Origin of the sequence: Micromonospora sp. NBS 11-29 (assembly GCF_002140155.1) — a bacterium.
Classification (GTDB): Bacteria; Actinomycetota; Actinomycetes; order Mycobacteriales; family Micromonosporaceae; genus Micromonospora.
Map to the genome: position 1 here is coordinate 183187 of NZ_NAPR01000002.1, position 11640 is coordinate 194826.

Annotated in this window: 8 protein-coding genes and 3 pseudogenes; 2 read left to right on the plus strand and 9 right to left on the minus strand. The window is 75.0% G+C overall.

Annotated features, from left to right (window positions below; genetic code table 11):
- Nucleotides 1-200, plus strand: a 200-nt coding sequence (locus B1205_RS30565) for a DUF1990 family protein (protein ID WP_254909608.1), incomplete at its 5' end; no start/stop codon positions are given.
- Here the strand turns inward: B1205_RS30565 and B1205_RS00840 are convergent.
- The 9 genes and pseudogenes from B1205_RS00840 to B1205_RS00880 form a co-directional block, all read right to left on the minus strand.
- Nucleotides 194-1049, minus strand: a pseudogene (locus B1205_RS00840) (DNA-3-methyladenine glycosylase family protein). The gene B1205_RS30565 and the pseudogene B1205_RS00840 sit on opposite strands and share 7 nt — an antisense overlap.
- 133 nt (nt 1050-1182) lie before the next feature.
- On the minus strand, nt 1183-1839 hold the full coding sequence (locus B1205_RS00845; RefSeq protein ID WP_089153855.1) for a hypothetical protein: 657 nt from the start codon (nt 1837-1839) through the stop codon (nt 1183-1185).
- 890 nt (nt 1840-2729) lie between these two features.
- Nucleotides 2730-2798: pseudogene (locus B1205_RS33250) on the minus strand (hypothetical protein); the annotation flags it as partial.
- Entirely contained in the window at nt 2795-3496 is a 702-nt protein-coding gene (locus tag B1205_RS00855) for a sigma-70 family RNA polymerase sigma factor (RefSeq protein ID WP_089153856.1), read from the minus strand. The gene B1205_RS00855 and the pseudogene B1205_RS33250, both read right to left, overlap by 4 nt.
- A gap of 82 nt (nt 3497-3578) precedes the next feature.
- Nucleotides 3579-4436: a spermidine synthase gene (locus B1205_RS00860; RefSeq protein ID WP_089153857.1), complete on the minus strand. Its 858-nt coding sequence runs from the start codon at nt 4434-4436 to the stop codon at nt 3579-3581.
- Nucleotides 4436-5416, minus strand: a complete 981-nt coding sequence (locus B1205_RS00865; protein ID WP_089153858.1) for a hypothetical protein — start codon at nt 5414-5416, stop codon at nt 4436-4438. Before B1205_RS00865 ends, B1205_RS00860 begins: the two co-directional genes overlap by 1 nt.
- A gap of 10 nt (nt 5417-5426) precedes the next feature.
- Nucleotides 5427-7901: an AAA family ATPase gene (locus B1205_RS00870; protein WP_089153859.1), complete on the minus strand. Its 2475-nt coding sequence runs from the start codon at nt 7899-7901 to the stop codon at nt 5427-5429.
- Entirely contained in the window at nt 7901-9049 is a 1149-nt protein-coding gene (locus B1205_RS00875; protein ID WP_089153860.1) for an exonuclease SbcCD subunit D, read from the minus strand. Before B1205_RS00875 ends, B1205_RS00870 begins: the two co-directional genes overlap by 1 nt.
- 13 nt (nt 9050-9062) lie before the next feature.
- Nucleotides 9063-10733: pseudogene (locus B1205_RS00880) on the minus strand (ATP-binding protein); the annotation flags it as partial.
- 316 nt (nt 10734-11049) lie between these two features.
- Between B1205_RS00880 and B1205_RS00885 the strand changes: the two are divergent.
- Nucleotides 11050-11598, plus strand: a complete 549-nt coding sequence (locus B1205_RS00885; RefSeq protein ID WP_217809736.1) for a hypothetical protein — start codon at nt 11050-11052, stop codon at nt 11596-11598.
- Nucleotides 11599-11640: the final 42 nt, after the last annotated feature.

Genomic DNA, 11640 nt, shown 5'->3' on the forward strand with positions numbered 1-11640 from the left:
GCACGCTGCCCGGGCACCCGGAAATAGGCGAGGAGGCGTTCCTGGTCACCCGACGCCCGGACGGGACCTGGTTCGAGGTGACCGCGTTCAGCCGGCCGGCGCTCTGGTACGTGCGCGCCGCCGGGCCGGTCACCCGCGGCTTCCAGCGGGCGTACGCGTGGTGGCTGGGGCGGACGCTGCGCCGGCTGGTGGCTCAGTAACGGGCGAAGGAGCGGATCGGGGCGCGCGGGCCGTACTTCGGTGCCTGGATGCCGGCGGCCTCCAGCAGCATGCACACCCGGCCCCGGTGCCCGGCGAACGGCGCCAGCAGCGCCAGCATCCGGGCGTCGTCGCCGCGTGGCTCCCCGGCCAGCGCCCAGGCCACCGTGTTCGGCACGTGGTAGTCGCCGACGCTGACCGCGTCCGGGTCGCCGTACGCGATCCGCACCACCTCGGCGGCGGTCCACGGCCCGATGCCGGGGATCGCGGTGAGCCGGCGGGTGGCCTCGGCGGCGTCGGCGCAGCGTTCCAGCCGGTCCGCGACGGCGGCGGCGCGGCGCAGCGTGTCGNACCCAGTACGGGGTGGCGGCCACCGCGGCCGGAACGGGCGGCAGCAGCAGCGGTTGCAGCGGGCCCGGCGCCGGCTCGCGGAAGTGCCGCACGGTCGCCGCGTACGCCCGGTAGGCCTCCTTGCCGGTGACCTTCTGCTCGAAGACGGCCCGCAGCAGGCGGGGGAAGACCTGGCCGGTGGCGGGCATCCGCAGCCCGTGGTGCTCGTGGGCCAGCCGGGCCACCAGCGGGTGCGCGGCGGCCAGCGCGGCGAACCCGGTCAGGTCGTCGCGCAGCCCGGCCACCCGGTCGGCACGCTCCACCACCCAGGCCGCGCCCGGACCGTACCCCTCGGCGAGCAGCTCGCCGGCCGCCGGGCGCAGCGCCAGCGTGGCCGGTCCGTCCGGGGTGCGGGTGGCCCACCAGAAGGTGCCGGCGGCGATCCGCGCGCACGGGTCGTACGGGCTGAAGGTCAACGCCCGCACCGAGGCGGCCAGCCGGTAACCGACCGGCGGACGCAGCGTGCGGCGGGCGGGGGGGNCCCGCGGGTGCCCGTGCCGGGAGGCGGGGCGATGCCGGTGCGCCCCACCTCCCGGGTCCACGACGGTGACCGGCCCCGCCGTCGGCGGCGGCCGGTCACCGGGTCCGCACCGGTCAGTACGAGTAGTCCGAGCCGCCGCCCGAGCTGCCCGAGTCACCCGCTGCCGGCGGGGCGACCGGCTTCGGCGTGCCGGTCGGCAGGCAGGTCAGGTTCTTCTTGCCGTTCGGGTCGACGACGAACCAGGTGCCGCCGACGCCCTGGCCCTTCCACTGGCCCGGCTTCTTGTCCCCGATGTAGCGGTAGACCGGCCAGCCGCCGATGGTGATCTGGCGGGTGCCGTCCTGCCGGGTGACCGTGCCGACCTTGTCGTCGGAGACGCCCTGGAGCTGCGGGTTCCCGTCGGTCAGCGCCGGCGGCCAGACGTCGGCGCACTTGCCCACGCAGTTGGACTGCGGCGGGTTCGCGGTGTCCTTGTCGAACCGGTACAGCACCCAGCCGTCCTGGTCGGTGACCACCTTGCCCATCCGGGGCAGGCTCTTGCCGACCAGTTCGTCGGTGAGCTTCACGTCGGACGGGGGCGCCGGGTCGGCGGCGGGTGCCTCGGGGGTGGCCGACGCCTCCGGTTCGGCCGCCGCGGTGGGCTCGGCCGCGGCGACGGCGACCGGCTCGGCCGCGCCCGAGTTCGCCCCGTTGTAGCCTGCGGGGGCGCAGGCCGTAAGTGCGACCATCGCGCTCGCGACGATGACGGTCGTCCGCATGTGGTGTGCCACGTGCCCTCCTCGTTTCTGACAGTTCGCCCAGTAGTACGGGCGGCGGTGCTGTCAAGGTTGAAGCGAGAAGGGTGGTCCATTTCACAGTGGATCCGTTGAACCGTTCCGCCCTGCCGCCCGTGCGGGGCACCCGAAGGCATCCGGCGGAGACGACACGACGGCGCCGGGCGGTCTCGCCGCCCGGCGCCGTCGGCGCGGGNCAGCGGGCTGGCCACCCCGTTGACGTCGACCGACTGCACCTGGACCTTCTCGATGTCGCCGAGCGGGGCCGAGGTGGACGCGCTCAACACCAGCGAGAGCGGATTCTGGTTGGTGCCGTAACCACCGCCCGGCACCGACCAGGTGCCCACCACCTCGCTGGTGGCGTTCTTGCGCACCACCAGCAGCCGGCAGGTGCGCGGCCCCGGCAGTCGGCTGAGCAGCACGTTGATCTGCGTGCCGTACTCCTTCTTCGCCAACCACATCGTGGTCTTCACGCCGGTGCCCGAGTCGGTCGCCTCGTGCGGGTCGCCCTCGAACTCCTTGTCGCCGCCGATGCCGTCGCCCGAAGGCCCCGGGGTCGGCGACGACGGCGCGGTCGGCGCGACCGGCGTCGGCCCGGCCTGCCGCACCGGCGCCGGATCGTCGAAGAACACCCCCGCCGCGCCGGCGCTCACGCCGCCGAACACCACCACGGCCGCGGCGGTGGCCAGCCACTGCCGAACCCGGGTACGCCGGCGGTCCCGCCGCACCGCCACGAGCGTCCGGTCCAGCAGCGCCGGATCGGTGTGGGTCTGCTCCAGCGCGGCCATCGCCTCGCCGTCGATGCCGGAGAGCAGCCCCACCACCGGGACCATCGTCTCCAGTTCCGCCGCGCACGCCCAGCAGGTGGCCAGGTGCTCCTCGAACCGCTCCGCGTCCTGCGCGTCGAGCACGCCGAGCGCGTACGCGGCGACGTCCATGTGGTCCGCCCGGCTCATTCCGTCACCCCCCTCTCCTGCAGAGCCGTGCGCAGCGCGCGCAGCGCGTAGTAGACCCGCGACTTCGCGGTGCCGAGCGGAAGGCCCAGCTCCTCCGCCGCCTCGGGCACGGTACGACCCCGGAAGTACGTCGCCACCAGGATCTCCCGGTGCGACTGGCTCAGCGTACGCAGCGCGTCCGCCACGGTCATCGTGCGCAGCACCCGGTCGGTGCTGTCCGCCTCGGCGAACGCGGTCAGGTCCCGGTCGTACGTCTCCGCCGGCCGGGCCTGCTCGCTGCGGTGCTCGTCGATCGCGATCCGCCGGGCCACCGTCACCAGCCAGGGCCGCAGCGAGCCCTGACCGCCCTGCACGCCGAGGCGGTGCGCGTTGCGCCAGGCCCGCAGCAGCGTCTCCTGCACGATGTCCTCGGCGCGTTGCCGGTCCCCGCCGGTCAGCCGCATCACGAACATCAGCAGCGGGCCGGCGTGCTCCGCGTAGAGCAACCGGATCAGCTGGTCGGAGTGGCTGGCCTCGGCGGAGGTCGCCTGATGGCGTCCGGGAGCGGGTCGCGGCGGCACCGGGTCATTCTGGCGATCGGCGCCACGGGCGTCGACCCCCCGGGTCGAACGCGACGCGCGCGAGTGTGGCTGCGCCCGGGCGAACATCCACTCGGGCCTCGCCACCTCGCCGTGCCAGCCGGCCGCCACCGCATGCATGCAGACCTCCGGTGTCCCATGACGTCAGCCGGCCCCCCACGGGCATGGCCGCCCGGTGATACGCAGCGGCCCGCCGAACGGATCAACGTCGGACCGAAAAAATTCCCGGCGGCGGTGGAGTGGAGTCGACGGCGTCCGCGTCCGAGACCACCGGCACGCCGCCGGCGAACCGGTCCAGCTCCGCGCCGGCGACCACCCGGCCGGGGAACCAGTCGCCGGCCGCGCGCCGGGTCAGCTCCGGCACCGGCGGCTCCACCCGGGACGCCACCAGCACCAGGTTGCCGTACCGCCGGCCGCGCAGCACCGCCGCGTCGCCCACCAGGCAGGCCCGGGGCAGCACGGTACGCACGGTGGCGACCTGCCCTCGGGCGTGCCGCAGCGGCGGGCCGTCGGCGACGTTCGCCAGGTAGCAGCCGTCCGGCGCCAGCACCCGGGCCACCTCGGCGGCGTACTCCACCGAGGTTAGGTGCGCGGGGGTGCGGGCGCCGGCGAAGACGTCCGCCACGATCACGTCGTACGCGCCGTCCCGGCTCGACGCCAGCGTGGCGCGGGCGTCGGCCACCCGTACCCGCAGCCGGGGGTCGGCGGGCCAGGGCAGCTCCCGGCGGACCAGCTCCACCAGCGCGCCGTCCACCTCGGACACCCGCTGGGTGGACCCGGGCCGGGTGGCCTGCACGTACCGGGGCAGGGTGAGCGCGCCGCCGCCCAAATGCAGCACCCGCAGCGGAACACCGGGCGGCGCGACCAGGTCGAGCGCGGCCGCCAGCCGACGGACGTACTCGAACTCCAGATGGGTCGGGTCGGCGAGGTCCACATGGGACTGCGGGGCCCCGTCCAGCAGCAGCGTCCAGGAGCCCGGGCGGTCGCGGTCCGGCACCAGCTCGGCCCGCCCGGTGTCGACGTCGGTCGCCATGCGGTCGGTGTCGCGTCGCCGGCCCATCAGCGCCGGATCCCGCGCGCCGCCGTGGTGAGCACCCGGTGCAGCAGCCGCGCGTCGCCGAGCATCCCGCGCAGCCGGCGTTCCAGGCCGGCGATCGGCACCAGGTTCTGCGGGGCGCGCGGGTCCTTGTACGGGGTGGACGCGAACCGGGGGAGCGTGACCAGCGACAGGTCGGCCAGCGCGATCGCCTCCGGCACGGTCAGGTCGGCCGAGCACTCCATCCGCACGATGCCCGCCCAGGGCGCCCCGGCGGTCACCGGCAGGCGCAGATACCACGACCAGCCGCCCCACGCGGTGCCCAGCCGGAACACCGGGCAGCGCTGGCCCGACGCCAGCCCGGTCACCACGGCGGTGAGCCGGGCGTCCAGGTACTGGCTGTGCTGGGTCTTGATGTAGCCGAGCGTGCGCGGCAGGTTCCGTCGGCTGCGCAACGGCCCGTCCACCACCAGCAGGTCGCCGTCGGTGCGCACCGCGTCGGAGACGGCCACCTCCAACGCGGTGAGCGGGGCCTGCACGGCGGCCGGCAGCTTGCTCAGCTCGCCGGTGCCGGAGACCCGGTGCACCGGGTAACGGACCGTGCCGGCCACCACGTCCTGCGCCGACGGGCTGGCCGTGAACAGCCCCCGGCCGACCCGGGCGCCGGCCAGTTCGGCGGCGCCCCGGTCCAGGTCGCAGCGGACCACCCCGGCCGCGTACGAGGCGGCGACGCCGGGGAACGAGCCGCCGTCCTCCTCGGCCGTCCAGACGCTGGCGTCGATCCGGCGCACCCCGTCGACCAGCAGCACCACGTCCGGCGCGGTCACGTCGCGTCGGACGTCGATCGCCCGCCAGTCGGTGGCCGGCACCTCGACGTCGGCGTCCACCTGGGCGCTGCTCGGCGCGGCCGGCCCGGCCCCGCCCGCCGCCTCGAACGACGCCCCGTACGCCGGGTCCCACGAGTCGACGAAGAAACGCGCGCCCGTTCGCGACGGCCCGGTCACGCGACGCCCCTCACCGGCCGGTCCGCTCGATGCGGGCCGTTCGCGCGTCCTTGCGGACCTCGTAGCGGACCGGGATCCGCTCGGCCAGGGCCGGGACGTGGGTGACCACGCCGACCATCCGGTCGCCCCGGGCGGCCAGGTTCTCCAGCGTGGCCGCGACCGTGTCCAGCGTCGCCGCGTCCAGCGTGCCGAAGCCCTCGTCCAGCACGATCGACTCCAGGCTCGCCGCGCTCGTCGACATGCCGGCGAGCTGCTCCGACAGCGCCAGCGCCAGCGCCAGCGACGCCTGGAACGTCTCCCCGCCCGACAGCGTCCGCACCCCGCGTCGCAGCCCGGCGTCGTGGTGGTCGACCACGAAGAACTCGCCCTTGTCGTGCATCAGGTCGTACTGCCCGCCGGACAGCTCCCGCAGGATCCGCGACGCGCCGTCGACCAGCAGGTCCAGCGCCTCGGTGAGCAGCCAGCGTTCGAAGTTGTTGGCCCGCAGGTGCCCGGCGAGCGCGCGGGCCACCCGCGCCTGGCGTTCGTGACCGGCCCGCTGCTCGCGCAGCCCGGCGGCCTGCTCGCGGCGCTCGGTCAGCCGGCGTAGCTCCGCCTCGGCCCGCTCCACCGCCACCGCGACGTCGCGTAGCGGGTCGTCCGGGGGATCCAGCCCGGCGGCGGTGAACAACGCGCCGATCGCCTCGGCCGCCCCGGCCACCGCCCGCTCCGCCTCCTCGACCGACGCGGCCAGCCCGTCCCGGTCGGCGCGGCGCCGGTCGGCCTGCTCGCCCGCCCAGCCGGCGAGCGCCGTCCACGCCGCGGCCACGTCGTCCCGGTCGGCGGCCGGCGGCCCGAACCGGGCCAGCCCGTCCCGGGCCGCGTCGAAGTCACGCCACGCCCGGCGCAGCCGGTCCTGCGCGCCGTCGAGCGTGCCCCGCGCCCGCCGGGCGGCCTCCCGACCGGCCCGCACCGCGCCCGCCGCCTCGTCCAACGCGGCGCGGAGCCGGGCGTGCTCGGCCAGCGACCCCCGCAACGCGTCCGGCGCGGGAGCGTCGGCGAGCTGCCCCTCCAGCTCGGCCAGCCGCGCACCGAGCCCGTCGTGCTCGGCCCGGGCGCGCAGCAGCACCCGGTCCAGCTCACGGGCGGCGGCGTCGCGCTCGGTCACCACCCGCTTGGCGGCCTCGCTGGCCGTCCGCGCCGCCTTGCCGGCCGCGATCGCCCGGGTCACCGCCGAGCCCGTCGGCACCGCCGGCACGGTCGTCACCACCTGCTCGCAGACCGGGCAGGGCGCGCCGTCGACCAGGTGCGCCCGCAGCGCCATCGCCTGGTCGGCGGCCTTCGCCTCCTCGTGCGCCCGGAACGCCGCCTCCAGCTCGACCTCGGCCCGTTCCGCGTCGGCCCGCGCCGACGCCAGCGCCGCGACCGCCGTCTCGTGCTCGGTCCGCGCCGCGTCGACCGCCGCGCGGACCGTCGCCGCCTCGCCGGTCAACCGCTCCCGGTCGGCGTACGCCCGCAGGTGCAGGCGCAGCGTGCTCTCGTCGCCGGCCGCCGCCAGCTCGCCGCGCAGCTTCTCCTCCCGTTCCTCGGCCAGAGCGACCGTCGCGGTCGCCTCGTCCGCGGCCACCCGGGCGGCGGTCACCGCCCGGGCCAGCTCCGCGGTGCCGTCCGGCGACCGGACCGAGGCGAGCACACCCAGCTCGGCGTCGAGGGCGGCCAGCGCCGCGGCCCGCTCGCCCGCCGTGGCCCGGGCCCGCTCCAGTTCGGGTACGGCCGCCGCGACCGCCCCGGCCAGCTCGCGCACCGCCTCGACCCGGCCCCGCGCCTCGGCCAGCCGGTCGTCGTCGACGTCGGCGAGGCCGGCGAGCATCTTGTCGACGGTCTCCAGCTTCGCCTCGGCCTGCCCGGCGCGTTCGACCGCCTTCTTCTGCACCTCCTCGTAGACGCCGAGACCGAGCAGGTTGACCAGGATCTGCTGGCGGGTGGCCGGCTTGGCGTGCAGGAAGTCGGCGAACTGCCCCTGGGGCAGCACCACGCAGGAGGTGAACTGCTCGTAGGGCAGCCCGACCGCGTCCAGCACCGCCCGTTCCATCTCGGCCGGGGTGCCGGCCACCACGTCGCCCAGGTCGTCCGGGCTGAGCCCGGTGTCGAGCTTGGTGACGTCGAAGCCGGGCGGCATGAGCTGGAGCCCGGCGTTGGCCGTCTTCACCGTGCCCCGCCCGTCGCGTCGGACCACCCGGGTGGCGACGTACCGGTCACCGGCCGACTCGAAGACCAGCCGGACCCGCGCCTCGGTGGCCGACGGCGCCAGCGCGTTCGCCAGCCCTCGCGTCCCGCCCCAGCGCGGCACCGTGCCGTAGAGCGCGAAGCAGATCGCGTCGAGCACCGTGGACTTGCCCGAGCCGGTCGGCCCGACCAGCGCGAAGAAGTCGGCGTCGGTGAAGTCGACGGTGGTCTCCTCGCGGAAGACGGTGAAACCGGCCATGTCCAGCCGCATCGGCCGCATCAGTGATCCACCTCCTCGAGCAGTTCGTCGAAGAGTTCCCGGACGTCCTCGTCGGCGTGCCCACGGCTGCCCAGGTAGTCGGCGAACAGTTCACGCGGCGACCGGCCGGCCCGCTGGGCGGTGCGGGTGCCGCTGCCCGGCGCCGGCACCAGCTCCGGGTCGATCCGGATCTCCAACGCCCGGGGCAGCAGCTCCTGCACCTCCTCGCGCAGCCCGGCCCGGGGCTGCTCCCGGACGTAGACGCGCAGCCAGCCGTCCGGCGGCTCGATCTCGGCGAGCTGCGCGAGCGTGCCGCGCACCGTGCGCAGTGGCACCGCGCCGGGCACCGGCACCTCCCGGACACGCGCGGCGGTGGTCGCGGTCACCTCCACCAGGGTCACCGAGCCCACGTTCTCCTGCTCGCCGAAGTCGACCGCGAGCGGGCTACCGCTGTAGCGGATCGGGCACGGGCCGATCACCCGCTGGGACCGGTGCAGGTGGCCCAGGGCCACGTAGTGCGCGTTGCCCGGGAAGACGGTGGCCGGCACCGCGTAGCCGAGCACGGTGTGCGCGTCGCGTTCCCCGCCACCGGTGCTCGCCCCGACCACGGTGAGGTGGGCCGTGACCAGGTGCACCCGGTCCGGTTCGGTGAACCCCTCGGCCAGTTTGGCGAGCACCCGGCCGAGGTGGTCGGCGTAGGTCTGGTTGGCCTCGGCCGGGGTGAGCGTGTACATCTCCACCGCGCGCACGGCGTAGCGCTGGGACAGGAACGGCAGCGCGGCGACCTGCCAGCGCTCACCGTCGCGGGTCACCCCGTCGACGACGTGCTCGGCCGGGTTCTCCCGGACGCTGCCGCGCAGCGTGATCCCGGCGGCGTCGGCCCACGGCCGCAGCGCGTCGAGCGCCGCGCCGTTGTCGTGGTTGCCGCCGATCACCACCACGTCGGCGCCGGTGCGGCGCAACGCGGTCAGCGCCCGGGTGACCAGCCGGGTCGCCTCCGGCGTGGGCGCGGCCGTGTCGTAGAGGTCGCCGGCGACGATCACCAGGTCGGGCCGCTCGTCCCGGGCGATGTCGATCACCTGGGCGAGGACCTGCGTGTGCTCCTCGGCGCGGGACTGCCCCTTGAGGACCTTGCCGACGTGCCAGTCGGAGGTGTGCAGGATCTTCATGCTGGGTGCCGCCCTAGAACGGGATGTCGTCGTCGGAGGAGCCGGAGCCGACCACCGCGAACGGGTCGGCCGCCTGGGTGATCGACCGTAGCGTCTCCGACGGGGCGCGGCCCGCCTCGGAGACCCGGGTGGCCCAGGCGGGGAACGGGAACTCCAGGCAGAGCGGCACCGGGATGTCGGGCTGGTTGACGAACATGGTGCCCGGCTTGGCCAGCAGCGCCCGCTGCCGCTGGGCGGGTGGGAGGAAGCCGTACTCCGGGCGGGACGCCTCGGCCGGGTCGAGCCGGCCGACCACCCGGATCGCCGAGTTGGTGACGATCCGCCGTTCCACCTCGCTGGCGGTCTGCTGCGCGCCGACCAGGATCACGCCCAGCGAGCGGCCCCGCTCGGCGATGTCGAGCAGCACCTCCTTGATCGGGGAGGAGCCCTCGCGCGGGGCGTACTTGTTCAGCTCGTCGAGCACGACGAAGAGCAACGGCTTGGCGGTGCCGGCCTTCTCCTTGCGCTCGAACTCGCTCTTGAGCGTCACGCCGACCACGAAGCGCTGCGCGCGGTCCGGCAGGTTGTGCAGGTCGACCACGGTGACCTGGGCGCTCTCCGCGGTGTTGATCGAGTGTGGCCGCCGGGTGGCCAGGTCACCGCGGATCAGCCGGCCCAGGTCCTTCTTGCTGCCGATCAGCCGCCGGGCGAACGCGTTGACCGTGCCCAGCCCGACCGCGCTGCCGGCCCAGTCGCCCCGCGTCTCGTCGTCGTTGAGCTGCTCGACGACGTGGTCGACCAGGTCGGCGTAGGAGCCGAGGCGCACCCCGTCGATGCTCACCCCGCCGTCGGCGGGCTGCGCGTAGCGGGCCAGGTGGGCGGCGACCGAGTGGACCACCATGGTGTACTGCTGGCGTTCGTCGTCGGCGTCGGCGAACACGTAGGGCAGGAGCCGGTCGGCGCAGAACTCGGTCAGCGTCCAGTAGAAGCTGTCCACGCCGGTGAGCCGGCTGCTCACGTCCGGCGTGCCGGAGGAGTCGCCGACCCGGGGCGGGGCGTAGACCCGGACGTCCGGGAACGCGCCGGCGTCGAGACCGAGCTTCGCGTACGCCGCGCGGGTCGGGTCGTCGAGCCGGCTGTTCGGGTGGTCGAGGAAGAGCAGATCCTCGCCCTTGACGTTGAAGATCAGCGCCTTGGCGTTCACCGCGTCGCCGCCCAGCACCCCGGAACGGAACACCGAGTAGAGCAGGAACGTGGCGAAGCTGGTCTTGGTCGCGACGCCGGAGATGCCGGAGATCGAGACGTGCGCGCCCCGGGTGCCGTCGAGGAAGTCGGCGTTGAGGTAGACCGGCACGCCGTCGCGGCCCATCCCCATCGGGATCCGTCGCTCCATCCGGTCGAAGTGCAGCGCGCGGGCCCGCGCGTCGCCCTCGGCCCGGTGCACCACCGCGCCCGGGGTGGGCGGGACGTAGAACTCCGGGTCGACCCGGGTGGTGGTGACCTCGGCCGCCTCCTGCACCTGCGCGGGCAGCGTGCCGTCGGCGATGGCGAAGACGTCGGAGTCGAACTGCGCCCCCTCGTGCCGGGCGCGCACCTGGGTGACCACGCCGGCGATGGTCACCGGCTCGCGGTCGGGCAGCTCGCGCCGGGTCACCACCACGTCGTCGAGTTGCAGGTAGCTCCCCGGGGCGACGGCGGTCCAGAAGGNTCGAGCTGGTCGTCGGTCATCGGCGGTCTCCGGTCGGCTGGTCGTCGGGTTGGCGGCGCACGCCCTGCATCCTGCCCGAGGGATGCGACAGGTTGCCACGCGACGCGTCGGACGCCACGCGGTCGGTCGCCCAGCGGATCGGACCGGCCACGGCGCGTACGAGACGATCCCAATGACGGTCACCCCTCTCCGAGCGGGTGCGGGTGGCATCCAAAGACCTGATTGCCGCCCCGGCGACGCGCTGAGTACGTTTCGCTCTCGAAAGATGACGCAGAGCGATGCGTCTCCTCGCCCACACGACAGGAGAAACACCGTGCGTGCACGCACCGTACGAGCCGTCGTCGCGCTCGCGTCGGGCCTCGCGGCCAGCGCGATGGCGGTCACTCCGGCACAGGCGATCCCGGTCGAGCCGCCGTGCCCGATCGGTGACGACGGCTGTGGCGGAGGATCGGAGCCGCCCCCGCCCGGTGGGGGAGGCGGCACCCCGCCCGCCCCGGCCTACACCCTGCAGGGCGTCATCGATCTGGAGAAGTACGGCCACGAGGGCTCGTGGCCGTACCGGGTCGGCGGCGTCAAGGTCCGCGCCTACTCCCGGTTCGCCAACGCCGGCAACAACCGCGTCGACGCCGACTACATCAACGTCCGGTGCTACGCCAACGACGCCTACGGCCACTCCACCACGGACTACGACTCGGAGAACGGCGGGGCACTCGTCGACGTGACCTTCTGGTCCCCGGTCAACCCGGTGACCGGCGTCCTGCCGCAGTTCCGCACGATCACCGTCACCTGCGCCCACCACGCCACGAACAACGGCGTCAACTACGACACCACCAGCACCCGGCAGTTCGTCGTACCCGAGTGATCCACCCTGCCCCGGGGGCGGTCCGAGCCCGGACCGCCCCCG